The 24,549-nt window shown below is 73.6% G+C and carries 23 protein-coding genes; 13 read left to right on the top strand and 10 right to left on the bottom strand.

Annotated features, from left to right (window positions below):
• Nucleotides 1-66 precede the first annotated feature (66 nt).
• The 3 genes from ACTWP5_RS01160 to ACTWP5_RS01150 all read left to right on the top strand — a co-directional run bounded on the left by ACTWP5_RS01160 (nt 67) and on the right by ACTWP5_RS01150 (nt 2,728).
• Nucleotides 67-948 carry an alpha/beta fold hydrolase gene (locus tag ACTWP5_RS01160; protein WP_443218730.1) on the top strand — a complete coding sequence of 294 codons (882 nt, stop codon included), beginning with the start codon at nt 67-69 and terminating at the stop codon, nt 946-948.
• A 61-nt stretch (nt 949-1,009) separates the two neighbouring features.
• The gene (locus ACTWP5_RS01155) at nt 1,010-1,498 is read left to right on the top strand and encodes a GNAT family N-acetyltransferase (protein ID WP_443218729.1); all 489 of its coding nucleotides are present in this window, start codon (nt 1,010-1,012) and stop codon (nt 1,496-1,498) included.
• Between the two features lie 12 nt (nt 1,499-1,510).
• Complete coding sequence (locus tag ACTWP5_RS01150) at nt 1,511-2,728, top strand: GDSL-type esterase/lipase family protein (RefSeq protein ID WP_443218728.1); 1,218 nt, start codon at nt 1,511-1,513, stop codon at nt 2,726-2,728.
• 89 nt (nt 2,729-2,817) lie between these two features.
• On the opposite strand, the gene ACTWP5_RS01145 is transcribed toward ACTWP5_RS01150, so the two are convergent.
• The 4 genes from ACTWP5_RS01145 to ACTWP5_RS01130 all read right to left on the bottom strand — a co-directional run bounded on the left by ACTWP5_RS01145 (nt 2,818) and on the right by ACTWP5_RS01130 (nt 7,484).
• Nucleotides 2,818-4,221: an FG-GAP and VCBS repeat-containing protein gene (locus ACTWP5_RS01145; protein ID WP_443218727.1), complete on the bottom strand. Its 1,404-nt coding sequence runs from the start codon at nt 4,219-4,221 to the stop codon at nt 2,818-2,820.
• Nucleotides 4,222-4,414: 193 nt separating this feature from the next.
• Nucleotides 4,415-5,401, bottom strand: coding sequence for a hypothetical protein (locus tag ACTWP5_RS01140; protein WP_443218726.1), 987 nt, complete (start codon nt 5,399-5,401; stop codon nt 4,415-4,417).
• 151 nt (nt 5,402-5,552) lie between these two features.
• Nucleotides 5,553-6,521 (bottom strand): hypothetical protein, encoded by a 969-nt coding sequence (locus ACTWP5_RS01135; protein WP_443218725.1) that lies wholly within the window; start codon nt 6,519-6,521, stop codon nt 5,553-5,555.
• 102 nt (nt 6,522-6,623) lie between these two features.
• Nucleotides 6,624-7,484 (bottom strand): rhamnogalacturonan acetylesterase, encoded by an 861-nt coding sequence (locus ACTWP5_RS01130; RefSeq protein ID WP_443218724.1) that lies wholly within the window; start codon nt 7,482-7,484, stop codon nt 6,624-6,626.
• A gap of 337 nt (nt 7,485-7,821) precedes the next feature.
• Between ACTWP5_RS01130 and ACTWP5_RS01125 the strand changes: the two genes are divergently transcribed.
• Nucleotides 7,822-9,585 (top strand): cellulase family glycosylhydrolase, encoded by a 1,764-nt coding sequence (locus ACTWP5_RS01125; protein ID WP_443218723.1) that lies wholly within the window; start codon nt 7,822-7,824, stop codon nt 9,583-9,585.
• Between the two features lie 160 nt (nt 9,586-9,745).
• On the opposite strand, the gene ACTWP5_RS01120 is transcribed toward ACTWP5_RS01125, so the two are convergent.
• The 4 genes from ACTWP5_RS01120 to ACTWP5_RS01105 form a co-directional block, all read right to left on the bottom strand.
• Complete coding sequence (locus ACTWP5_RS01120; RefSeq protein ID WP_443218722.1) at nt 9,746-10,474, bottom strand: TetR/AcrR family transcriptional regulator; 729 nt, start codon at nt 10,472-10,474, stop codon at nt 9,746-9,748.
• A gap of 34 nt (nt 10,475-10,508) precedes the next feature.
• Complete coding sequence (locus tag ACTWP5_RS01115; protein WP_443218721.1) at nt 10,509-11,444, bottom strand: AurF N-oxygenase family protein; 936 nt, start codon at nt 11,442-11,444, stop codon at nt 10,509-10,511.
• A 97-nt stretch (nt 11,445-11,541) separates the two neighbouring features.
• On the bottom strand, nt 11,542-12,663 hold the full coding sequence (locus ACTWP5_RS01110; protein ID WP_443218720.1) for a DUF6745 domain-containing protein: 1,122 nt from the start codon (nt 12,661-12,663) through the stop codon (nt 11,542-11,544).
• Between the two features lie 81 nt (nt 12,664-12,744).
• Nucleotides 12,745-13,071 (bottom strand): hypothetical protein, encoded by a 327-nt coding sequence (locus tag ACTWP5_RS01105; RefSeq protein WP_443218719.1) that lies wholly within the window; start codon nt 13,069-13,071, stop codon nt 12,745-12,747.
• 210 nt (nt 13,072-13,281) lie between these two features.
• On the opposite strand from ACTWP5_RS01105, the gene ACTWP5_RS01100 reads away from it, so the two are divergent.
• The 5 genes from ACTWP5_RS01100 (at nt 13,282) to ACTWP5_RS01080 (ending at nt 18,667) form a co-directional block, all read left to right on the top strand.
• Complete coding sequence (locus ACTWP5_RS01100; protein ID WP_443218718.1) at nt 13,282-14,229, top strand: STM4015 family protein; 948 nt, start codon at nt 13,282-13,284, stop codon at nt 14,227-14,229.
• A gap of 14 nt (nt 14,230-14,243) precedes the next feature.
• Entirely contained in the window at nt 14,244-15,440 is a 1,197-nt protein-coding gene (locus ACTWP5_RS01095; protein ID WP_443218717.1) for an STM4014 family protein, read from the top strand.
• Between the two features lie 85 nt (nt 15,441-15,525).
• Nucleotides 15,526-16,332, top strand: coding sequence for an STM4013/SEN3800 family hydrolase (locus ACTWP5_RS01090; protein WP_443218920.1), 807 nt, complete (start codon nt 15,526-15,528; stop codon nt 16,330-16,332).
• Complete coding sequence (locus tag ACTWP5_RS01085; RefSeq protein ID WP_443218716.1) at nt 16,329-17,765, top strand: STM4012 family radical SAM protein; 1,437 nt, start codon at nt 16,329-16,331, stop codon at nt 17,763-17,765. Before ACTWP5_RS01090 ends, ACTWP5_RS01085 begins: the two co-directional genes overlap by 4 nt.
• Nucleotides 17,766-17,824: 59 nt before the next feature.
• Nucleotides 17,825-18,667 carry an STM4011 family radical SAM protein gene (locus ACTWP5_RS01080; protein ID WP_443218919.1) on the top strand — a complete coding sequence of 281 codons (843 nt, stop codon included), beginning with the start codon at nt 17,825-17,827 and terminating at the stop codon, nt 18,665-18,667.
• Nucleotides 18,668-18,694: 27 nt separating this feature from the next.
• Here ACTWP5_RS01080 and ACTWP5_RS01075 read toward each other — a convergent pair whose 3' ends face one another.
• Nucleotides 18,695-19,483, bottom strand: coding sequence for a TauD/TfdA family dioxygenase (locus tag ACTWP5_RS01075; protein ID WP_443218715.1), 789 nt, complete (start codon nt 19,481-19,483; stop codon nt 18,695-18,697).
• A gap of 35 nt (nt 19,484-19,518) precedes the next feature.
• Nucleotides 19,519-20,916, bottom strand: a complete 1,398-nt coding sequence (locus tag ACTWP5_RS01070) for an MFS transporter (RefSeq protein ID WP_443218714.1) — start codon at nt 20,914-20,916, stop codon at nt 19,519-19,521.
• Between the two features lie 152 nt (nt 20,917-21,068).
• On the opposite strand from ACTWP5_RS01070, the gene ACTWP5_RS01065 reads away from it, so the two are divergent.
• The 4 genes from ACTWP5_RS01065 to ACTWP5_RS01050 are packed head-to-tail and all read left to right on the top strand — an operon-like array spanning nt 21,069 to nt 24,523.
• The gene (locus ACTWP5_RS01065) at nt 21,069-22,178 is read left to right on the top strand and encodes an ABC transporter substrate-binding protein (RefSeq protein ID WP_443218713.1); all 1,110 of its coding nucleotides are present in this window, start codon (nt 21,069-21,071) and stop codon (nt 22,176-22,178) included.
• A complete protein-coding gene (locus ACTWP5_RS01060; RefSeq protein ID WP_443218712.1) occupies nt 22,168-23,355 on the top strand; it encodes a FecCD family ABC transporter permease in 1,188 nt (395 codons plus the stop codon). The genes ACTWP5_RS01065 and ACTWP5_RS01060 overlap by 11 nt, the downstream gene beginning before the upstream one ends.
• Nucleotides 23,352-24,323: an ABC transporter ATP-binding protein gene (locus ACTWP5_RS01055; RefSeq protein WP_443218711.1), complete on the top strand. Its 972-nt coding sequence runs from the start codon at nt 23,352-23,354 to the stop codon at nt 24,321-24,323. The genes ACTWP5_RS01060 and ACTWP5_RS01055 overlap by 4 nt, the downstream gene beginning before the upstream one ends.
• Nucleotides 24,320-24,523, top strand: coding sequence for a hypothetical protein (locus tag ACTWP5_RS01050; protein ID WP_443218710.1), 204 nt, complete (start codon nt 24,320-24,322; stop codon nt 24,521-24,523). The genes ACTWP5_RS01055 and ACTWP5_RS01050 overlap by 4 nt, the downstream gene beginning before the upstream one ends.
• Nucleotides 24,524-24,549 lie beyond the last annotated feature (26 nt).

Raw genomic sequence — 24,549 nt, 5'->3', positions numbered from 1 at the left:
CGCTTCACCCCCCTGCCCGGCGTCGCGGCGGCGGGTGGTGTGCGGCCGGCGTGGGATCGTTCGTGCATGGCAGCCCGAGCCGGACGGCACTCCCACGCGGCGGCGCGCTACGTCGAGACCGTCGACGGCGCGCTCGCGTACTGCGAGAGCGGCGCCGGCGGAGGGCCGGACGCCGGCCCGCCGCTGGTGCTGCTCCACGGCGGCTTCCTCGACCACGGCATGTGGCGTGACCAGATCAGCGCCTTCGCCCCGCGCCACCGCGTGATCGCGCCGGACGCCCGGGGCCACGGCCTGTCCGCCAACGCGACCCTGCCCTACCGGCCCGCCGACGACCTCGCCGTGCTGCTGCGCGCCCTCGACGCCGCGCCCGCCGTCCTCGTCGGCCTGTCGATGGGCGGCTGCGTCGCCGTCGACACGGCCCTCGAACACCCCGAACTCGTCAGCGCGCTGGTCGTCAGCGGCGCGGGAACGAGCGAGTCCCCGTTCGAGGACCCGTGGACCCTCGACATCCTCGACACCCAGGCGCGCGCCCTACGCGAGGGCGACGTCGAGGGCTGTCTCGACGCGTTCCTGAGGCTGGCGGCGGGCCCGCACCGCGACCTGGAGGACGTGCCCGAGGAGGTGGTGCTGCGTCTGCGGGCGATGGCGGGCCGGACCATCGCCAAGCACGAGGCCGGCACGCCCGACCACGTCCTGCCGGTCACCGACACCTGGCGCCGGGCGGCGGCCCTCGACGTCCCGGTCCTGGCGATCAACGGCGCCCTCGACTCCCCCGACCACCTCAGCAACGCCGAACGCCTCGCCCGGACCGTCCGCAGGGGCGGCGTCGCGCTCGTCGAGGACACCGCGCACTATCCCCCGATGGAGGACCCGGCCGCGTTCAACGCCCTGCTCGACGACTTCCTACGGGGCCTCCCGCCGTCTGCCGCCGCGCGCCCGTCACCGTGAGCACGTCTCCCTGAGCCCGTGGGGCGGGTGCGGGTGCGGACGCGGGCGCGATGATGGCGCCATGATCGACATATCGCCTCTGCGCCCCGAGGACCGCGACGGCTGGGAGGTTCTGGCGCGCGGCTACAAGGCGTTCTACCGGACACCGGTGGCGGACGAGCTGTACGAGGAGACCTGGCGGCGGCTGGTGAACGGCGGCGAGGTCCACGGACTGGGCGCGCGGCTCGACGGGCGGCTGGTCGGCATCGCGCACTACCTCTTCCACACCGCCCTGTGGATGCCGGAGGTCTGCTACCTCCAGGACCTGTTCGTCGCCGACACCGTGCGGGGCCAGGGCGTGGGACGCGCGCTGATCGAGGGAGTGGCGCGGGAGGCGCGGAGCCGTGACGCCTTCCGCCTGTACTGGCTGACGGCGGAGGACAACGCCCCGGCCCGCGCCCTCTACGACAGGGTGGCCCGCTTCAACGGCTTCGTCCGTTACGACCACGACCTCAGCGGGGCGCCGACGCCGGCGCCGACACCTCCGCCGCGCGAGGCGGGCGAGGTCTGACAGGCTGGTCCCATGGCCCGCCCCCACGACGACGCTCGCGACGATCGCGACCTCAGGCAGCACCGCGCCACTCCGGTCACGACGCCGATCACGGCGGAGCTGCTGCGCGGCGCGCTCGAACTGGAGACGACCGAGCGGGGGCTGCTCCCGCACCGCCTGCCCGCGTGGGCACGGGCCCAGGGGGCCGACGGCCAGTTGGCGATGGCCGAGGCGCAGCCCTCCGGCGTGCGGCTGGTGTTCCGGACCCGGGCGACCGTCGTCGAACTGGACACGCTCGCCACGAAGATGGACTACGTGGGCGCGCCGCCACGGCCCGACGGGCTCTACGACCTGCGCGTGGACGGCGAGCTGGCCGGCCGGGCGAGCGCCTCCGACGGCGACGTCCTGACCATCGACATGGCCGCCGGCACCGCCGAGACCCGCCCGGGTCCGGCCGGCACCATCAGGTTCCCCGGGCTGCCGGCGCGCGCGAAGACCGTCGAGGTCTGGCTGCCGCACAACGAGAGCACGCGCCTTCTCGCGCTCCGCACCGACGCGCCCGTCGAGGCCGCGCCCGCACCGGGGAGGGTGTGGCTGCACCACGGCAGTTCGATCAGCCAGGGGTCGAACGCCGAGAGCCCGTCCACCACCTGGCCGGCACTGGCCGCCGCCCTGGGGGGAGTCGAACTGGTCAACCTGGGCTTCGGCGGCGGCGCGCTGCTCGACCCGTTCACCGCCCGCGCGATGCGCGACACCCCGGCGGACCTGATCAGCGTCAAGATCGGGATCAACGTCGTCGGCGCCGACCTGATGCGGCTGCGCGCCTTCGGACCGGCCGTGCACGGCTTCCTCGACACCCTCCGCGAGGGACACCCGACCACGCCGCTGCTGGTCGTCTCCCCGATCCTGTGCCCCATCCACGAGGACACTCCGGGCCCCAGCCTCCCGGACTTCAGCGAGGTCGGCGCCGGGAGGCTGCGGTTCCGGGCGGCCGGTGACCCGGCGGAGCGGGCGGCCGGGAAGCTGACGCTGAACGTCGTGCGGGAGGAGCTCGCCCGCGTCGTGGCGACGCGGGCCGCCGAGGACGCGCACCTGCACCTCCTCGACGGCCGCGAGCTCTACGGCGAGGCGGACCTCGCCGAGCTCCCGCTCCCGGACGAGCTCCATCCCGACGCCGCCACCCACCGGCGCATCGGGGAACGCTTCGCGCGACTCGTCTTCGACGGCGACGGACCGTTCGCGCGACGCTGACGGCCGAACCCGAGTGGACTCGGACGGACCCGGGCGAACCCGGGCCGTCGCGTGCCGGTCGCGGGCCCGGTTCGTGAGGCCACGACCGACTACTGGAGCATGCCGTCCACGAGGCCGGGGTCGGCGGGCGTGGTGGCACCGTCGGTGGTGATCCCGCCGGGGCTGCCGCGCAGGCGTACCGAGGCGTCGTCGTAGCCGTAGACGTACAGGTCGTCGTAGGCGTCCCGGTCGGCACGCAGCCGCACGACTTCGCCGAAGTGGTCGCCGAACGGCCCGATGTCTCCCGGCACCCCGGGGGTGTCGCGATGAAACGCCTGTGAGCCGCGGCCGGTCAGCCCGTTGGAGCCACCCCGGAGGACGTACACGATGCCCGCACCCGCCTCGCCGTTGATCTTCTCGCCGTAGGAGCCGACGGCCAGGTCGGGATAGCCGTCCCCGTTGGCGTCACCGGCGGAGAGGCTGCAACCGAAGAGGTCTTCCGGCTCGCGGATGCCGGCGATGCCGGCTGTCGCCTGCGTGAGGCGGGTGGAGGAGCCGGGGCCGTCGGATCCGCCGTACCAGACGGTGACCTCGCCACGGCCGTCGGCCTCGCCCCTGGCTCCGATGGCGACGTCGCCGTAGCCGTCCTGGTCGAAGTCGGCGATCACACCGTCGGGTGCCGCGTCCTCCGCCTCCTGTCTGCTGTCGATCCGCAGCGTCCGACCCTCGTGCAGCGGCCTGCCGCCGCGCACGAACCAGGCGTCGGTCACGAAGCGGACGTCGACCCCGGTCGTGCCGAGGATCACCAGGTCCGTGGCCCTGTCCTTCGTGATCCGGCCGGCGATCAGGCTCTCGGAGTAGAAGCCCTGGTCCTCGCGGTCGAGCATGGTGACGCTGCCCGCCACCCCGGAGCGGTCGATGCGTCCGCGGTAGACGTAGGTCTCGAAGCTGTTGACCGCGGCGAGGTCGGCCCTGCCGTCGCCGTTGAAATCGCCCGTCGCCAGGTCGGAGCCGAATCCGCCGTAGGCCCTCGGGTTCCTGTTGGGGATGGTGGTGCCGCCCGAGAGGCCGGAGGGGCCTCCCCACAGGACGGTCACCCAGCCCTGGTTCTCTCGGCCGTCGACCTTCTCCATCGGCGAGGCCACGGCAAGGTCGGCGTAGCCGTCGCCGTTGAAGTCGGCGGAGGCGCGTACCCGGCCGAACTGGTCGTCCGCCTCGTTCCTGCCTGGCACGCCGCGGCTGCCCTGGTGGACGAGTTGCGTCCTGGTGCCCGGGCCGGAGGGGGTGCCGAAGGTGATCCGTACCGCTCCCCCATAGCCGGCCTGCTCGCTCCAGTTCACCCAGCTGGCGTAGTCGCGGATGCCGTCGCCGTTGAAGTCGTCGGCGTGGGGCGCGGGCGCCGCGTGTGCGGGTGGCGTCGGAAGGGCGGGCAGGAGCCCGGTCGCTGTGGCCGCGGCGGCGGCGAGGACGATCGCGGCTCGGAGGGCGTGTCGTCCCGTCAGGTTGGTCTGCACGTTTCGGCGTACTCCTGGGAGAGGGGTGGCGGAGGTGAGGAAAGTGTGGCCAGCGGATGTCAGACCACCGGGCGCCGGGAAGGTTGCGCGGGGGAAGGCGATCTGGCGCGCCCGCCGCACCCGCTTCCCGACAGCCCGGCCACCACCTCTCCGCGGAGGTCGTTCTGTCAGCCTGCTCTGTCAGTCTGTTCTGTCAGGAGTCACACGAACACGAGGGATCGTCGTCGAACACCTCGGCGGTGCTCGCCGCACGGAGAGACCGGGAGAACCAGCGGTCAAGGGTGGGGAGGTCGGTACAGGCGAGGATGCGCTGCCGGTCGTCGTCGGAGACCTGGAATCCCCGGACCGTCATCACCTCGAGGAGATCCTGGGCTTTGCCCTGGGCCTTACCCTGGGCGAGCCCTTCCGCTCGGCCTTCCTCCAGCCCTTCCTCGCGCCCCTCCGCTCGGCCTTCCTCCAGCCCTTCCTCGCGGGCCTCGGCCTTGATCGTCTCCCGGTAGTTCCAGACGAGACCGCCCACGACGGGTACGTAGCTGCTCACCAGACTCCTCCAGAGTTCGAGTGCCCGGCTCTTCAGCAGAGCCGCTTCGATGGTTTCGACACAGGATTCCGCGATGTCCTCCGGGACCTTCGCCAAGGCGTGCGCCAACGCCTCCAGTATGGGCCTGGAGTCCGTGCTCCGGCCATGAATGATCGCGGACAGGGTCGCGAGGGAAAGCTTCTCCGCGGCCTCGCCCGCGTCGGTGATCCTCGGAACGTTGTGCGGCCCGAGGACCAGCGGGTTCACCGTGAGGACCGTCCAGCCTGCCGCCCGGAGCTTCAACGGGCGGGCGGCCCAGTCGGCCGTCGCGCCGTCCTGGCACACGACGATCAGCAGCGTCGGAGTGCCGAACCGTGCCGTCATGTACGACACGTAGTACGCCCAGCTCTCGACCTTGCTGTCGTCGCGACGCAGCTGGGACTCGATCGCGAGCAGGAGGTCGCCCGCGTCCGGCGACCTGACCCGCAGGACGGTGTCCACGCGCCGTTCCACCGGCCGCATGTCGTTGACGTCCGACGGGGCGACCTCGACGACGGGGCTCGCGGGAAACGGAAGGCCGAGAATCTGGAACGCGGGCTCTAACAGACCGGGGTGATCCCGGAATACCTGATGTGCCGCCTCATGGCGGGAAGTGACCATGATCAGACGCTAAGACGACAAAACGGGGGCGAATCGTTCGGCCTGAGCTTCTTCACCTGATCGAGTGAGTTTGCGAACGGCGACTGACTTCGCTTCGCGCACTGCCCCGCCTCCTTACCCGCCCAGCGTGCTTCCCGTCCGGCGCTGCCCCTCACTCCGGGCCGGTCTCCGTCAGGCTCAGGCCGCGGGCGGCGGAGGTGAACTCGGCGGCGCGTTCCAGCGTGATCGGGGAGGGATTCGGGATGCCGAGTCCCTCGGTGTTGGAGGTGACCATGACGTAGGCGAAGGTGTCGTAGTCCGCCCACGCGCACAGCGGGGCCTGGCTCGCGTAGCCGGATTCCGGCTCGATCAGCTCCAGCATCTGGCACTGCATCACGGCGTTGCCCGGCGCGGTGGGGGTGAACGACTCGGGCTCGCCGAGCAGCCTGGTCTCGTCCTCGTCGACGAACTCGCCGCCGCCCGAGGCGAAGAAGTGCGCGAGCGTCGCCTCCGGGTCCGCCACGTCGCCGTAGAGGCCGGAGTAGTAGGCGTAGCCCACGTTGGGCGGCGGGTTCGGGACGCTGGAGTAGACGGCGACGGCGCGGCCCTCGACCGTGACGTTCAGGTCGCCGGCCTCCTCCTCCGAGATGCCGCCCTCCTCGCGGGCCGCCTCCGTGGCCTCCGGGTCGATCGTGAGCTGCTGGACGCCCTCGGAGGGCTCGAGGGTGTAGTCGAGGCCGTCGTCGTGGATGCCGTCCTCGCCCAGGACGAAGAAGTAGGTGACGGGGGCGGCGATCGCCAGCACGAGGACGATGGCGAGGGCGATGTACAGGCCCGTTCGCTTCTTTCTCGGCTGGCCCGGTGCGCTCGGGGGCGGGCCGGGGTGCCCGGGATAGCCGGGTTGAACGGGGTAACCGGGCTGAGCCGGCCACCCGGGCGCGTGGCCCGGGTGGCCGGGGTAGGCGGGGGCGTGGCCCGGGTGGCCGGGCTGGCCCGCGGGTGGGGGCGGCTGCGGCTGTCCGTAGGGCTGTGCCGGCGGCGGCTGGTGGTGTGGCTGGTGCGGCGGTGGCGGCTGGCCCGGTCCGTACGGCTGCTGCGGCCCGCCGTACGGACCCTGCGGACCTGGTAACTGACTACTCACGACGCTGCTTCCCCCGATTCGTTCCTGCGCCCTGGCGGGCCTGGGGCGCACACAGAACCACCTACCGGCGGAGGCGTCAACTTCCGTTGTCCACCACCGTTGTCAGGCCGCCGGCCAGGTGATCCACTCCTCGGGGACCTCGTCCGTCAGCCGCCTCACGTCGGAGGGGCGCAGCACCCCCCGCGCCACCAGCTGCTGGGCGACGAGGCGGGCGACGGCGATCGCGCCCGGCGGGTTGAAGTGGGTGTTGTCCTGTTCGGTGTCGGTCCAGTTGAAGTACCGCTTGGTCTCCTCCGGGCCGAGTTCCTGCCAGAGGGCCAGCGACAGCGCGTGGAGGTCGAGGAGCGCGACGTCCTCCCGCTCGGCGAGGGCCCGCATCGCGTCCGGGTACTCGCCGTGCGAGACCTGGGCGTTGCCGTCGGCGTCGAAACGGCGTCGCTCGACGGGCGTGGCGAGCACCGGGACCGCGCCGCGCGTCCGCGCCGCGTCGACGTAGAGGAGGAGGTGCTCCTGGTACGTCGTCCACGGTTCGGTGTAGCGGGAGGGGTCGTCGGCCTTGGAGTCGTTGTGGCCGAACTGCGTGAGGAGCAGGTCGCCGGGGCGGATCGTCTCCAGGATGGCGGCCAGGCGTCCCTCGTCGACGAAGCTCCGGGAGCTGCGGCCGTTGACGGCGTGGTTGGCGACGGCGAGCCGCCCGTGGAGGAAGAAGGGCAGTGCCATGCCCCAGCCCGTCTCGGGCGCGGCGTCGGCGTACTTCTGCGCGGCGGTGGAGTCACCGGCGATGTAGAGGGTGCGGGCGGGGCGCGCGTGTCCGCCACCCGCACCCGGGCCGGGAGAAGGGGAGGGGGAGGGGGAAGGGGAGGCGAACGCGGCGGGGGCCGCGGCCAGCGTGAGGGGAAGGCTGGCGAGGGCGGCGACGAGGCCGCGGCGGGCGGGGGGCCGTCTGTCGGGGTGACTGGTCACGTCCGACTCTCCTGTCTCTCGGTGGTCGGTGGTCGGCGGTCGGGGGTCGGTGGGGCGTGGCGGGGGAGGGAAGAATGGTAAGCGCTTGCTGTAACGCGACCGCGTTGACCGTAGAGGCGCGGGAGGTGCCCGTCAATCCTCCACGCCGAGCCGGGCGCCGGCGGCGGGAAGCGCCCGGACCCGTGGGCACCGCCGTGTCCCGGGTGCGCCCCGCCCCCTTATGCGAACGGCATTCGATACCTACGATCCGTGCCTGTCGCCCGTGGGAGCGCGTCCACCGCACGCTCCCCCGCCCCCGCCCCCGCCCCCCACCGCACCGTCACCGGAAGGGACGACGATGACGAGCCGTACGAAGAGTCGGTCCAAGAGCCGTTCGCCAGGGCTGCTGAGCGCCCTGACCGCGCTTGCCGCGCTGCTGGCCGTTCTCGGCCTGACGATCCTGCCGGGCACCGGCCACGCCGCCGAGGCGGGCAAGCCCCACAAGCCGAAGCCCCACCCGCGGATGACCGTCGCCGAGCAGACCGTCGCGGCCATGCAGCCGGGCTGGAACCTGGGCAACAGCCTCGACGCCACCGGCGCCGACGAGACCTCCTGGGGCAACCCGCGCATCACCCGCGAGCTGCTCGGCGGCATCCGCGACGAGGGCTTCAACAGCATCCGCATCCCCGTCACCTGGGGCCAGCACCAGGGCGCGGCGCCCGACTACACGATCGAGCCCGCCTACCTCTCACGGGTCCAGGAGGTCGTCGACTGGGCGCTCGACGAGGGCTTCTACGTCATGCTCAACGTGCACCACGACTCGTGGCAGTGGGTCAACCAGATGCCGACGCAGCACGACACCGTGCTGGACCGTTTCACCGCGACGTGGGAGCAGATCGCCGAGGCGTTCCGCGACGCGCCGGCCGACCGGCTGCTCTTCGAGAGCATCAACGAGCCGCAGTTCGCGGGCAGCTCGGGCGACGCGCAGAACGCCGAGCTGCTGCACGAGCTGAACACCGCGTTCCACGGCCTGGTCCGTGACTCCGGCGGGCAGAACGCCGACCGCCTGCTCGTGCTGCCGACGCTCCACACCTCCGCCGACCAGGCCAGGCTCGACGAGCTCGTCGCGACCTTCGCCGAGCTGAACGACCCGAACCTCATCGCGACGTTCCACTACTACGGCTTCTGGCCGTTCAGCGTGAACGTCGCCGGCTACACCCGTTTCGACGCCGAGACGCAGGCCGACCTGACCAACGCGTTCGACCGCGTGTACAACACCTTCGTCTCGCAGGGCGTCCCGGTGATCCTCGGCGAGTACGGCCTGCTCGGGTTCGACCGCCACACGGGCACCATCCAGCAGGGCGAGAAGCTGAAGTTCTTCGAGTTCCTCGGCGGCTACGCCCGCGAGCGGCAGATCACCACCATGTGGTGGGACAACGGGCAGCACTTCGACCGCACCGCGCTGAGCTGGCGCGACCAGAGCCTCATCCGCCAGATCCGGTCGAGCTGGTCCGTCGACTCCGCCACCGCCGCCACCGACCAGATCTTCGTCCGCGCCGGGGAGCCCACCACGGACACCACGGTCGCGCTCGACCTGGCCGGCAACAGCCTGACCACGATCAGCCACGACGGCACCGAGCTGGTGCGGGGCGAGGACTTCACGGTGAGCGGTGACCAGCTCACCTTCTCCGCCGCGACCCTGGCCCGCCTGACCGAGGGCGGGGAGTACGGGACGAACGCGGTCCTGACGGCCGACTTCTCCCAGGGCGTGCCGTGGGACTTCCACGTCATCACCCACGACAGGCCGGTGCTGTCCGACGCCACGGGCACGACGGAGTCCTTCGCGATCCCGACCGCGTTCAACGGGGACCTCCTGGCCACGATGGAGGCGGTCTACGCCGACGGTGGCAACGCGGGGCCGCACGACTGGACGTCCTACAAGGAGTTCGACGTGGCCTTCGCCCCGGACTACACGGCCGGCGAGACGACGTTGACCTCGACGTTCTTCGGTGAGGTCCGCGACGGCGCCACGGTCAACCTCACCTTCCACTACTGGAGTGGCGAGACCGTGAGCTACACCGTGACCCGTTCCGGCACCTCGGTGACCGGCACGGCCGGCTGATCTCCGGCCCGCAGGGCACGGGGCCCGGCCGCGCACGTGGGGTGTGGCCGGGCCCGTCGCCTGTCGTCCGGCGGTCCGGGCCCGGGCCCGGACCGGGTCTGGGCCGTGCCGCGTCCCCGCACGCTGTGTGTGGGGCGGGGGCGGGGGGCGTGGGATGGGGTCAGGAGACGGTGGGTGTCCCGGCCAGCGTGTGCATGACCCGCTCCAGGAGGAGCGCGATGCGGCCGTCCGCCGGCTCAAGCGGCGCGGCGGCGCGGATCGCCTCGGCGGTCTGCTCGTCGTGGGCGGCGGTGACCAGCAGCTGCCCGAAGAAGAGGTCGATGAGGTAGTCGCGCAGCTCGGCCAGCGTCGGCTCGCCCTCGTCGAGCGAGATCAGCGACATCGCCTCGACCGAGCTGATCCACGTGCGGACGGCGATCCGCAGCCAGGGCCCTGGCGTGTCGACGGGCAGGTGGCTCAGCACCCGTTGGGCCGCGGTGCGCCGCACGCCGTCGACGATCGCCGTCGTGCGTGCCGTCTCCACGACGCTTCCGCCGCGCAGCAGTGCGGTGAAGCCCTCGTCGTGGTCACGCACGAACGCGAGGTAGCGGTCGAGGCCGAGGGCGAGCCGCTCGGTCAACGGGCCCGTGGCCGGCAGGTCGAAGCACGCGCCGACCTGCTGCGCCGCCTGGTGGAGGGCCGCCTCATAGAGCTGCTGCTTGCCGCCGGGAAAGTAGCGGTAGACCAGCGGTCGGGAGACCTCGGCGTGGCGGGCGACGTCGTCCAGCGACACGTCCTCGGGCACGTTGCGCGCGAAGAGCTGGAGCGCGGCGGAGATCAGCTGGGCACGACGTTCGTCCACGCTCAGCCGGCGGTAGGCCGGCACCCGCGGTGAGGTCTGGCCGCTCATGGGCGCAGCGTAGCCGCCCGGGGAGACGTTTCGCTCAGGCCATCAGGCCCGAGCTTCGCCACATCCGTCGCCCCAGGCCGCGCATCACGCCGATGTCGTCGAGGAACTCCGTCAGACGCCGGGCGCCCTCCTGCATCACTTCGCGCCGGTGCGCGCTCTGACGCGCCTGTGCGATCGCCTCGCGCCGGTCGAGCCCGACCTCCGTGTACACCCGGGGGTTCACGAAGGCGACGGAGAAGACGCGGGCGAACTCGCCGCTGACCAGGCGCGTCACCTCCCTCTCCCAGCGTGGGGCGTGCACCATCTGCCGGCGCAGCTCCTCCCTGGCGTACCGGACGTGCCGCGCCTCCTCCACGACGTGGATCCTGGTGACGCCCCGGACGAGCGGCTGCACCCGCTCGTCGGGGAAGGTCAGCCGCTGCATCCAGTCGAGGACCTCCTCGCCGAGCAGGGTCGCCACGAAGGAGCCGGGCGTGGTGGAGATGGTCTTGAACACCCGGGCGAGGTTGTGGTGGCCCCTGGCCGGCGGGTAGTTCGGTGTCCCCATGCGTCGGATCGCCCGGGCGAACATCATCGAGTGCCGGCACTCGTCGGCGATCTCCGTCAGCGCGTACCGCACGTGGGAGCTGGTGGCCGACTTGTCGTAGAGGTACCGCACCAGCAGCTGCATCAGGATCAGCTCGAACCAGATGCCGAGGGAGGCCAGGGCCGCGGCCTCGTGGCGCGAGAGCGCGATCCGCTGCTCCTCGGACATCTCGTACCACAGCGGCGTGTCGTAGAGCGAGACCAACTCGGGCGGCCAGAACCACAGGCCGTCCACGAAGGGCTGCTCCCAGTCCAGCTCGGTGTCGGGATCGTAGGAGTGTCTCTCGGACGCCGCGAGCAGCCGCTCGGCCACCTGCTCGCGGTCCTTGAGGGCGCCCAGCGCGTCCCGCAGCATCGTGACGTCGACGTCACCCGTGATAGCCATTCCTTTATGAGACTCGGCGTCAACAAGGCCGTCAATCCCGCGGGCGACGCTTTCTCTCCCGTTCCTCTCCGCCTGCCCTCATCGGCTCGCCCACCCGTCACGTCTGCCGTACGGGCACGTACGCCTCCTCCTCCAGACCGAAGGTCCACGCCACTCCCTGCTTCGCGGTGCGGGTGCTCGGCGGCACCCTGAGCCAGTACGTGCGGCTCGTGCCGTCCGGCTCCGGCGTGGAGTTCACCACCTGCACCATCACCACGTCCTCGTCGAAGGACAGGGGTATTCGCCACAGCACCCCCGTCTCGTCCCGGTGCACGGGCTGGGCGCCCGACTCGGCCAGATACCGCTCGTACCCGTAGAACTCCAGCATCACGCGGCGCAGCTCGGCGTTCTCCTCCCCCCGGATCCGCTCCGGGGTGAGCGAGCCCAGCTCGGTGAGGAACTCACCGGGGACGGGCATGCCACGCCAGGCGTGCAGGGCGAAGCCGTCGGGGAACGCCAGCGCGGGGCCGTCGCCGCGATCGAGCCGGCCGGCCTCGTCCCGGTGCAGCTCGACGGGCCGCTCGCAGACGATCGCCAGCCGTTCGTACGGCCACCACCAGCCGGCGGCCCTGGCCACGGCGGCGACGCCCTCCAGCGGCGCGCTCTCCTCCCCGTCGAACGCGCACAGCCAGGCCGCGTCGTGCTGGCCGAGCACCGCGTCGAGCAGCAGCAGCCGCACGGCGGCCTCCTCCTTCCTGCTGCTCGCGAGCGACTCGATCAGCCCGGCGCGGACCCGGTCCGCCAGCTGCCGCGTCCCCTCCCACAGCAGCCCGCCCGTCTCACTCCACCGGTGCGACCACGCCCGCGGACCGAGCCGCTCGTGCAGCCGCGCCCGTGCGGCCGCCCACGGGGCGCTGCGCACCGCGTCCCGTACGCTCTCGCCCCGCGCCTCGGGGCCGAACAGGCCCTGCGGCGCGCCCCGCAGCAGCCGGATCGCCTCCCGGGGCGAGCCCGCCCACACGATCCGCTCGGGCTCGGGCAGCCCCGCCCGCTGGTACGCCAGGCGCACGCCCGCCTCCGCGGCCTCGCGGTCCGCGGCGCCCGTCCTGGCCGCCACCGCCCGCCACGCCTCGACGCGCTCCGCCAGGCCCGGGGCGGCGCCGTCGGCGCCGCCGGCCCAGCCACCGGCCGTGCCGCTCTCCGTACCGCTGTCCGTGCCGTTGTCCGTGGTGGTGCTCATGACGCTCCGCTCCTCGACCTTGTCCATCTCCGCGAACCCCGCTCCCGCGATCCCCGCTCCCGCGATCCCCACCTCGGGCCCTCAGTCCGCCACGATCCGCACGGCACCCGGCACGTACTCCCGCTGCCTGATGACCCGGTACCAGCCCTTCGGCAGCGGTATCGCCGCGTGCTCCTCGTGCACCACCCGGCCGCCGTCCGGCAGGTGCAGCAGCATCGGGCCGAAGGCGCCCGGCTCCCGCACGAGCCGGCCCGGCCCCAGGACGGCGTGTGCGTGCCCCGTCACCTCACCCAGCGCCAGCACCATCCGGCCGCGGGCGTCCCGCTCCAGCGACGGCGCGTCCGCGACGTGCGGCGACACCGCCGACTCCTCGATCGGCATGATGAGCACGTCCCCCTGCCGGTACATACCTCTCCCCTTCCCGACACGTCGCCCGGTGCGATCGCGTCGGATCCGACGGTAGGCGCCCCCACTGACAACGGCCGGGCGGCGAGGGGGAGGAGAGGTGGGAGACGAGGACGGGGGCGCCCCTCCGTCCCCGCCCGGCACCGGCGTTGTCGGAGGCGGCTGCTACAACTTGCAGCACACCGACCACAACAGGCGAGGAGCAGCGGGGACATGAGCACAGCCAGGCATCTTCGGGAGTTCCACGGACTGCCCGTCTTCGAGTTCCCCGATCCGAAGGAGAGGGCGGACGCGGAGCTGCCCGAGGCCGACGCCGTCGCGTGGCGGATCAGCGCCGCGACGTACGACGCCGAGGAGCAGTGGTTCGAGACCTTCGCCGCGTTCGCGGAGGCCGTCGACATCACGCGCGTCCGCGCGATCCTCGTCGGCGAGTGGGGCGAGGCCTACCAGACGGGCCCCGAGAAGATCATCGCCACACTCCTGGACGCCCGCCCGCGGCTCACCGCGCTCCGCGCGCTGTTCGTCGGCGACATGACGTCCGAGGAGTGCGAGATCTCCTGGATCAACCAGGGCGACGTCACCCCGCTGCTGCGGGGCTTCCCCGAGCTGGAGGAGTTCGGCGTCCGGGGCGGGACGGGCCTGGTGGTGGAGCCCTTCACCCACGCCGCCCTGCGCTCCCTGACCGTGGAGACCGGCGGCATGCCGGGCGAGGCCGCCCGCGGCATCGCCGAGAGCGAGCTGCCAGCGCTCACCCACCTCGACCTGTGGCTCGGCACCTCGGAGTACGGCAGCACCGTCGAGATCGAGCACCTGGCGCCCATCCTCGACGGCGCACGGCTGCCGAGCCTGCGTCACCTGGCCCTGCGCAACAGCGAGATCCAGGACGCGGTCGCCGCCGCCGTCGCGTCCGCCCCCGTCGTCGCCCGGCTGGAGGTGCTGGACCTGTCCATGGGCGTCCTCACCGACGAGGGCGCCACCGCCCTGCTCGACGGCCAGCCCCTGACCCACCTGAAGGAGCTCGACCTGCACTACCACTACATCACCGAGCCGGTTCAGGAGCGGCTGCGCGCCGCGCTGGAGCCCGCCGGCGTCACGGTCGACCTCGACTCCGACGGTGCCGAGGACGACGAGGACTGGCGCTTCGTGGCTGTCGGCGAGTAGGGACCGCGGCGGCCATGACACACGAACGAGGGGACGCCACGGCGCGGTTCGCGGTGGTCGGCAATCCGGACAACCGCCGCGTCATCCTGTTCACGCGGGCGGTGCGCGAGGCGGGGCTGCCCGCGCCCCGCGTCGTGCCCTGGGAGTCCGTGCTGCGCGACGGCGGCGCCGGCTTCGCCGACGACGAGCTCGTGCGGCTCGACTCGCCCGGCGAGCACACCGCCGTCGACCGCGCGTTGCGGGGCGCGGACGACCCGACGCGGGTCGAGGGCGGCGCCCGCTGGTACGCCGGGTTCACCGCCGCCGTCGCCTCCCTGCGCGGCGGTGTGCGGCTGGACGACGCGCGGGAGCTGTCCGTCCTCTTCGACAAGCGTCGCTGTCACGGCGTCCTGGCCGCCGCCGGGGTCCCCGTCCCCGCCTCCCCGACGTCCGGCGGGGCCGTCGCCGTGCGCGGCTGGGAGGACGTCAGGGCCGTGATGGCCGCCCACGGCATGCCGCGTGTCTTCCTCAAGCCGGCCCACGGCTCGTCCGCGTCGGGCGTCGTCGCCCTGGAGTCCGGCGGGCTGGGCCGGCTGCGGGCCACCACCTCCGTCGAGGTCACCCGGGAAGGCCACCTGCACAACTCCCTGCGGCTGCGCCGCCTCACCGGCGAGGCCGAGATCGCCGCCCTGGTCGACGCGCTGGCCCCCGACGGGCTGCACGTCGAGCGGTGGTGGCCCAAGGCGTCGCTGGGCGGCGGACGTGCGGCCGACCTGCGCGTCGTGGTCGTGGCCGGCCGTGCCACGCACGCCGTCGTCCGCACCAGCCGCTCGCCCATGACCAACCTCCACCTCGGGGGCCGGCGTGGCGACCTGGCCGCCGCCGTCGAGGCGGCCGGGCCCGACGCCTGGGCCGAGGCCCTGGCGGTGTGCGAGCGGGCGGCGGCCTGCTTCCCCCGCACGCTGTGCGTCGGCGTCGACCTGCTGCCGGCCGTCGGCTGGCGACGGTTCGCCGTCGCCGAGGTCAACGCCTTCGGCGACCTGCTCCCCGGTCTCACCGGCCTGCCCGGGACGCCGGCCGAGGGCCTGGACACCTACGCCGCCCAGGTCGCCGCCGCCCCCGCGTGGGCCCGGCGGCACCGCCCCGAGGACGGGCACGCGCACAGGCACGTGCACGGGCCTGCGGACCAGCACGTGAACCCCGACGCGAGGACCCGTCGTGCGCCCGCCTGAGACGATTCCCGCCACGGCCAGCGTCGCCGACGGCCTCGCCGAAAGCCTCGCCCACAGCCCTGCCGACGCCCTCGCCGACCCCGACATGAACGAGGTCGTCGGCCGCGACGACCTGCTGCTCGTCACGCTCGACACGCTGCGCTACGACGTCGCCGCCGAGCTCGCCGCCGCCGGACGCATCCCGCGCCTGGCCCGTCACCTCCCCGGCCGCGCCTGGCAGAAGCGCCACGCGCCCGGCAGCTTCACCTACGCCTCCCACCAGGCCATGTTCGCCGGATACCTGCCGACCCCCGCCGCCCCAGGGCCACACCCCCGGCTCTTCGCCGCGCGCTTCGCCGGTAGCGAGACGACCGCGCCACGCACCTTCGTCTTCGACACGCCAGACCTCGTCTCCGGCCTGGCCGCCGCCGGGTACCACACGGCGTGCGTCGGCGGCGTCGGCTTCTTCAACAAGCGGGGCGCCCTCGGCGGCGTGCTGCCCGGCCTGTTCCACGAGAGCCACTGGGAGCCCGGCTTCGGCGTGACCTCGCCCACCTCCTTCGAGGAGCAGGTCACCCGCGCCGAGCGGATCGTCGCGGCGCTCCCTCCCCAGCGGCGGCTCTTCCTCTTCCTCAACGTCTCCGCCCTCCACCAGCCCAACTGGTTCCACCTGCCCGGCGCCACCCGCGAGACGGGCGACAGCCGCGCCACGCACGCCGCCGCCCTGGAGTACGTCGACCGGCACGTCGACCGCCTCTTCGCCGCCATGAGCGCACGCCGCCGCTGCTTCGCCATCGTCTGCTCCGACCACGGCACCGCCTACGGCGAGGACGGCCACGTCGGCCACCGCCTGGGCCACGAGGTCGTGTGGACCGTGCCGTACGCCCACTTCTTCCTGGAGCCGTCCCCATGACCCACGCCGGCACCACCACCACCACGACCGCCGCCCTCCTCGGCGGCGACGCGACACCCGTCCGCCCCTACCAGGCGTACGTCTACGCGTACCCGCACAAGACCGCGTACCGCCCCCTCGCCGAGCGGCCCACCCTGCGGTCCCTGTGGCGCGGCGAGCGCACCGACGCGCTCTCCCTCTACCTCCACATACCGTTCTGCGAGGTCCGCTGCGGCTTCTGCAACCTGTTCACCCGCGTCGGCGCGCCCGAAGGACTCACCGGTCGGTACCTCGACGCCCTCGACCGTCAGGCGGCCGCCGTCCGCGAGGCCCTCGACGACGCCGGGGCCGGTGGAGGCGTCCCCGGCACGGGCGCGGACACCGGCCCGGTCCGGTTCGCGAACGCCGCCTTCGGCGGCGGCACCCCCACCTTCCTCACCGCCGACGAGCTCACCCGGCTGTTCGACATCGCCGAGCGGCGCATGGGCGCACGGCTGCGCACCATCCCGCTCTCCGTCGAGGCCTCACCCGCCACCGCCACCGCCGAACGGCTCGCCGTCCTCGCCGAACGCGGCACCACGCGGCTCAGCCTCGGCGTGCAGAGCTTCGTCGACGCCGAGGCCAGGGCGGCCGTCCGGCCGCAGCGCCGCGCCGACGTCGAGGCCGCCCTCGCCCGGATCCGCGACACCCGCATCCCCGTCCTCAACATCGACCTCATCTACGGCATCGACGGCCAGACCCCGGCCACCTGGCGCACCTCCCTCGACGCGGCCCTCGCCTGGCGGCCCGAGGAGATCTACCTCTACCCCCTCTACGTCCGCCCCCTCACCGGCCTCGCCCGCGCCGCCGCGCGCACCGCCCACACCGACCAGGAGTGGGACACCCAGCGCCTCACCCTCTACCGCCAGGGCCGCGACCACCTCCTGGCCAGCGGCTACGAGCAGGTGTCGATGCGCATGTTCCGCCGCGCCGACGCGCCGCCCCAGGGCCCGGACGACCACGCCTGCCAGACCGACGGCATGATCGGCCTCGGCTGCGGCGCCCGCTCCTACACCTCGACCCTGCACTACTCCTTCGACTACGCGGTCGGCATGACCGAGATCCGCTCCATCATCGACGCCTACGTCCAGGAGGCCACCACGGACGGCTTCGCCCGCGCGCACCACGGCCGGTACGTCGACGGGGACGAGGCGCGCCGCCGGCACCTGCTCCAGTCGCTCCTCCAGGCCCGGGGCATGCCGATCGCGGAGTACCGGGAGCGTTTCGGCGCCGACCCGCACGACGACTTCCCGGCCGAGCTGGCCGCCTTCGCCGCCCACGGCTGGCTGGACACCGACGGGCCCGCGCGGCTGCTGCGCCTCACACCGGAGGGCCTCGCGCACTCCGACGCGCTGGGCCCCGCCCTGTTCTCCCCCGCCGTCCGTGCCGCCATGGCCGCCTACGAGGCCAAGTGAGGTCGCCGCGTGAGGTCGCCAAGTGAGGTCGCCGAATGAGGCCACAGCCGCGTGACGCCATGGACCTGACGATCCTGTACCGGGGCCCGCTCGCCTCCTGCGACTACGACTGCCCCTACTGCCCGTTCGCCAAGCGGCGCGACACGCCCGCCCAGCTCCGCGCGGACCGTGCGGCCCTCGCGCGTTTCACGGCCTGGGCCGGCGCCGCCACCACCGACCGCCTCTCCGTCCTCTTCACCCCCTGGGGCGAGGGCCTGGTGCGCTCCTGGTACCGGCGGGCCCTCGTCGAGCTCTCCCACCAGCCGCACGTCGAGCGCGTCGCCATCCAGACCAACCTCAGCTGCCGCACCGCCTGGCTGGCCGACGCCGACCGCGACACGGTCGCGCTGTGGTGCACGTACCACCCGGGGCAGACGCCGCACGACCGCTTCCTCTCAAGGACCCGGGAGCTGGCCGAGCTCGGCGTCCGCTTCAGCGTCGGCGTCGTCGGCCTCCCCGAGCACCTGGCACCGGCCCGCCGCCTCCGCGCCGAGCTCCCCTCCCACGTCTACCTCTGGGTGAACGCCGCCGAGGGCCACGAGTACGCGGACGCCGAGGCCGAGGAGTGGACGGCCATCGACCCGCTCTTCCCGTACAGCCGCCACCCCCACCGCTCCGGCGGCCTGCCGTGCCGCACCGGCGAGTCCGTCATATCGGTCGACGGCGACGGCACGGTCCGCCGCTGCCACTTCGTCCGCACCCCGCTGGGCAACCTCTACGACGACAGCTTCCGCGCGGCCCTCGCCCCGAGACCGTGCCCGTTGGCCGTCTGCGACTGCCACATCGGGTACGTCCACCTGGAGTCGCTCCCGCTCTACGACGTCTTCGCCGGCGGCGTGCTGGAACGCATACCCGCGCCTTGAGCCGCCTCGCTCGTCGAGCCGGCCGCGTCAGCGGGCGTCGGCGGTCCTGAGGGTGAGGATGCGCACGGCACGGTCGCCGTCGTGCGCGTCACGGCCGTGCCAGCAGCGGTAGTTGTCCAGCAGCAGGATCTCGCCCTCGGCGAGCGTGAAGCGCGGCAGGCCGTCCTCCAGGGCGTGCACCGCCTTCTCGAAGCGGTCCAGCATCGCCCGCACGTGCCCGGCCTCCGGGTCGCGGTGCAGGGGAACTGCGCCGTCCGTGCGCCGGACGACGCGCCGCCCGCCCCGGGTGTACTCGACGTGCCGCGCCACGCGCGGCGTGTCGGGCAGCCCGCGCACCTGGCCGGCCCACGCGCCGTAGAGGTCGACGTCGTAGCCGGTCAGGAACGCCCACAGCTCGGGGTCGGCCTCCCGGCAGTCGTCGACGAAGCGGTACGCGTCCGCGAGGAACGAGGCGCCGCCCGAGACGGGGGCGTCCACGCACTGGACGAGCACGTGGTCCTCGTCCGGGTCGCGCTGGCGCACGGGCACGCCGCCGACGTCGAGGAGCACGTCGAAGCTGTCGGCGTGCAGGTGCACGGGCCCGGCGTCGGCCGCCCGCCGCAGCCGTGGCGGGAACAGCTGCCGCAGCCCGCTGCCGAGCACGCCCGCCGCCGCCGCGAACAGCCCGTCCGCCGAGCACTCCCACCCGGTGAGCACCACCGCGCCGTCGCGCGCCAGCAGCCGGCGGGCGTCGCGCGTCCTGCCGGCGCCGACGCGCTCGGGCAGGATGCCGACCGTCGACCCGAGGACTGACCCGTGGGCTGAGGAAACGTTCATACCGACATACTCTTGCTTCTGCAAACTATGTGCAACTAGCGAGGCTGGTGTCGGGAGAAGTGGCGGGCGGTGGGCACGACCATCACGGCGAGCGGCGTGAGGAAACAGGCGAACGCGCAGGTGGCGAGCACCGGCGCGGCCCCGAACGCGTCGATCGCCGGGGCGATCAGCGCGAGCCCGACGGGCGCCAGCCCGTAGGACAGCATGAAGTCCAGCGAGGAGACACGCGCCAGCCGGCGCGGCTCAACCTCGCGCTGCGTGGCGGTGAACCACGGGACGTTGAACAGCTCGATGCCGACGCCCGCCACGACGTACGCCGCCACGACGGCCACGGCCGGCACCGGCAGCCACAGGCTCAACGGCGCGAAGCCGTAGCAGGCCAGGGCCGCGAGCGCCGCCCAGCCCTGGGAGCGGGGTCGCCAGCGCGCGATGACCAACGCGCCGAGCAGGGCGCCCACGGCGTACGCGGTGGCGGCGGCGGCCAGCACCGCTTCGGTGTCGTAGCGCTCGCGGCTGACCAGGGGCAACGCCACGGCCGTCGCCGAGTAGCCGGTGGCGATCACGGCGGTCAACGCGCCGAGGCCGCCGAGGAACCAGGGGTGCCGGCGCGCCTCCCGGACGCCCTCGGCGAACTCGCGCGCGAATCCGCGTATGACGCCCCCGCCGGAGCGCGCCGGTCCGACGTCCCCGCAGGGGGTCGTCGCGCCGGGGGTCATCGCGTCGGGGGTCGTCGCGCCGGGAGTCGACGCGCCGGGGGTCGACGCGCCGGGCGGCGGGAGCAGGGCGGCGGTCAGCCACAGCACGCCCGTCCCGAGCAGCAACGTCGACACGGGCAGCACGGTGGCCAGGAGCGCGGCCAGGCCGGGACCGCCGAGCGTGGTGACCCGCACCGCCAACGTCATCGCGGCGTTGGCCCGCTGCCGCGACGCCGGGGCGACCACCTCGGCGGTCAGCGCCTGGAACGCCGGCCGGCAGGCACCCTGCCCGGCCCCGACCACCGCCCCGGCGACCGCCATGACCCCCGTCGACCACCCCCAGCCACCGCCTCCGCCCCCGCCTCCGCCCCCGCCACTGCCCGTGCCGATGGCCCAGGCGAGCGCAGGGGAGGCGACGGCCGCCGCCAGACCCGCCCAGAACACGACGGCCCGCCGCGAGTGCCGGTCGGCCAGCACGCCCCCGACCGGCACCGCGAGCAGGAACCCGGCGGTGCGCGTGGCGAGGGTCAGTCCCAGCGCGGCGGGCGTGATCGCGTCGTGCAGCACCGCGAGCCCCAGGACGAACGGCATCGACCAGGTCGCCAGTCCCGAGGCGGTGGCCCCGCCCCAGAGCCGGAGGAACGCCGGCTCCCGCAGCGGCGCGCGGGACGGTGCCGGGGACGCCTGCCGCTCCAGCGTCCGCGTGGAGCGGCTCGCGGGCGTGGAGGGTTCGGACATGGCTGCTCCCGAGCGGTCGTGGACGTCCGGTGGCCCTCCGACCCTTCCGACGCCCTGTTGACAGAAATGAAAACGCTTTTCAGTAAAGTTAAGGTACTCCCTGGCTGCCCGAGGGAGCACACCGGCAGCCGCCCCACCCAGGAGGTCCCCGCATGCACCGCCCCGCGCGCCGTCGCGCCCCCTTCGGCACCGTGGTCACGACCGCGCTCGTCCTTCCGCTCACCCTCGCCCTGGCGGCCACCGGCTGCTCGGGCGGCGGCGCCTCCGACGAGGGCGCGTCGGGCGACGGCGGCTCCGGGTCCGGCGACGGGGCCGTGACGGTGACCAGCTGCGGCCGCACCCTGACGTTCCCGTCGCCGCCGGAGCGGACCGTCACGCTCGACCAGTCCTCGACGGAGACGCTGCTCGAACTCGGCCTGGAGGACCGCATGGTGGGGACCGCCGGCCTGAGGACGGAGGTCGCCCCCGAGTACCGCGACGCCTACGACGCGATCGACGTGCTGAGCCCGGAGGTGCCCACCGCCGAGCAGCTGCGCGAGGCGGCGCCGGACCTCGTCGCGGCGTCCTTCGCCGACAGCTTCACCCGCGACCGCGTCGGCAGCCGCGAGGAGCTCGCCGAGCTCGGCCTGCCCTCCTACGTCAGCGCCGTCGACTGCCCACGCCACCACGATCCCGAGGCGACCGCCTTCGACCGGCTCTTCACCGACTACGAGAACCTCGGCCGGATCTTCGGCGTCACCGACCGCGCCGAGGCGCTCGTCGCCGAACAGCGCCGGGCCGTCGACGAGGCGGCCCAGGCGGCCGACGCGGACGATACGGCCGACGCGGACGATACGGGCGACCCGGGCGACTCCCGCCAGGAGGAGCAGCCCACGGTCGTCTGGCTCTACTCCGTCTACCACGGCCTGCCCTACGTCGCCGGCGGCACCGGCCTGCCCAGCGAGATGAGCGAACTCATCGGCGTGCGGAACGCCTTCGACGACATCGCCGAGGACTGGCCGGAGGTCTCCTGGGAGGAGATAGCCGAACGCGACCCCGATGTGATCGTCGTCGGTGACCTGTCGGAACGCGGCGCGCCCGGGGACAGCGCCGAGGAGAAGATCGAGATGCTGCGGGAGGACCCCGTGCTCTCCCACCTGGCGGCCGTCGAGGAGAACCACATCCTCCAGATCCCGGGCGTCGAGATGGACCCCTCGGTCCGCAGCGTCAATGCGCTCGGGCTGCTGCTGGACGGCATGCGGGACCTCGGCCATGTCCGCTAGCGGCGGCGGGGCCGGCAGGGCAGTCGCCCCGGGCCCACCCGGCCCACCCGGTCCGCCCCGTCCGCCCGAGGTCGACCTGCTGCACCCCGCGTCCGACCTCCCCGACCTTCCCGACCCGTCCAAGCCCTCACACGAACCCCCAACCGCTACCCCCGCCGCCCGCACCCCCGGCCTGCGCCCCCTCGTCATCCTCCCTGTGGGCGTGGCCGTCCTCCTGGTCTCGATGGCCGTCGCCGTGCGCCTGGGCTCCAGCGACGTCTCCTACGCCGAACTCGGCCGCGTCCTCGCCGGCCGCCTCGGCCTCCCGGCCGAGCCCCTGCCGCCGCTCCTGGACTCCCTCGTCTGGGACCTGCGCCTGCCGCGCGTGCTGCTCGCCGCCCTGGTCGGCGCCACTCTGGCGGTCTGCGGCGCCGTGCTCCAGTCCGTCACGCGCAACGCCCTGGCCGACCCGTACCTCCTCGGCGTCTCCTCCGGCGCCTCGACGGGTGCCGTGACCGTCATCGTGCTCGGCGTCGGCGCCGGCTCCCTCGGCGTCACGGGCGGCGCGTTCGCCGGCGCGCTCGCCTCGTTCGCGCTGCTCGTGCTGCTGCTGCGCCGCACCGGTCTCGACTCCAGCCGGATCGTGCTGACCGGCGTGGTCGTCGGGCAGCTGTTCACGGCCGTGACCTCGCTGGTGCTCATGGCCTCGGGCGACGCCGACACCACCCGCGCCGTCACGCACTGGCTGCTGGGCTCGATGGCCACGGCCCGCTGGGACGCGGTCGTGGTGTGCGCGGTGGTCGGCCTGGCCGGCCTCCTGGTGTGCTGGCTGTGCTCGACCGAGCTGGACGGCTTCGCGTTCGGCGCGGACACGGCCGCCTCGCTCGGCGTCGACGTCCGCACCACCCGCGTCGTGCTGCTGGTGACGACGGCGCTGCTGACGGCCGTCGCCGTCGCGTACGTCGGCGCGATCGGCTTCGTCGGGCTGATCGTCCCGCACGGCGTCCGGTTCCTCGTCGGGCCGCTCCACCGGGCGCTGCTGCCCTACGCCGCCCTCGCGGGTGCCGTCTTCCTGGTGTGGACGGACGCCCTGGCCCGCGTCGCGTTCGCGCCCCGCGAGGTCCCGGTCGGCGTCTTCACGGCGCTGCTCGGCGTCCCCCTCTTCCTCCTGATCCTCCGCAGACGAGGTGAGCTGTGACGACGAAGCCGAAGCCGATGCCGATGCCGATGCCGAAGCCGAAGACGCAGCCCCTGACGCACGCGCAGACGCACGCGCTCCGCGTCGACCTCGACGGCGTGGGTTGGGCGGCCGGCGGACGGACCATCCTGCGCGGGGTGTCGTTCGCCGTCGAGCCGGGCGAGACGGTGGGCCTCGTCGGCCCCAACGGCTCGGGCAAGTCCTCGCTGCTGCGCTGCGCGGCCGGCCTGCGCGCCCCCTCCGAGGGAACGGTCCGGCTCGACGGGGAGGACGTCCGTGACTGGAGCCCGCGCCGTCTCGCGCGGCGCCTGGCGTTCGTCGAACAGGTGCCGCACGCGGAGAGCGAGCTGCGGCTCGCGGAGGTCGTGGCGCTCGGCCGCACCCCGTTCCGCAGCCGGTGGCGCGGCCCGAACGCGGCCGACGACGCGATCGTCGAGGCCGCGATGGAACGCCTCGGGCTCGTGGCCTCGCGCGACCGCGCGTGGCGCACCCTCTCGGGCGGCGAACGGCAACGCGCCCACCTCGCCCGCGCGCTGGCGCAGCGGAGCTGGGGCCTGTTCCTGGACGAGCCGACCAACCACCTCGACGTCCGCCACCAGCTGGAGCTGATGGAACTGCTGGCCGCCACCGACCAGACGGTGGTCGTCGCGCTCCACGACCTCTCGCTGGCCGCCCGCTACTGCGACCGGCTCCTGCTGCTCCACGACGGCACCCTCGTCGCCGACGGCCCACCGGAGGCGGTGCTGACACCCGAGCGCCTACGCGACGTCTTCGGCGTCGCGGGCCGACTGGGCCACGACAGCCTCGGCAACCCGGCCGTCGCCTACGGCGGGGTGTTCTCCCGAATCCACGAGGGACCTGGTCGCACCCTCACGCGGGCAGAGGTGCGCGACGCCGTCGCGGGCGCGGTCAAGCGGGAGACCACGGGCGAGATCATCGGGGAGACGGGCGCCGGGCCGGCCACGTGATCACCGTCACCGCCGACACCTCCGGACTGCTCGCGGCCCTGGACCCCGCCCACCCCGACCACGCGAACGCCAACGAGGCGATCGCCGCCGACCGCGACACCGACGCGGTGCTCACCCTGGACCGCCGCGACGCCCGCACCGTCCGCCCCCTCACCCGCCACAAGGCGTTCCGCCTCCTCCCGGCCGACCTCCGGCACTGACCGCGCGACGCCGCGGGCGCTCCCCG

It is taken from the genome of Streptomyces sp. 4N509B (assembly GCF_052245655.1).
Classification (GTDB): Bacteria; Actinomycetota; Actinomycetes; order Streptomycetales; family Streptomycetaceae; genus Streptomyces.
This window is presented reverse-complemented; position numbering and strand designations above follow the sequence as displayed.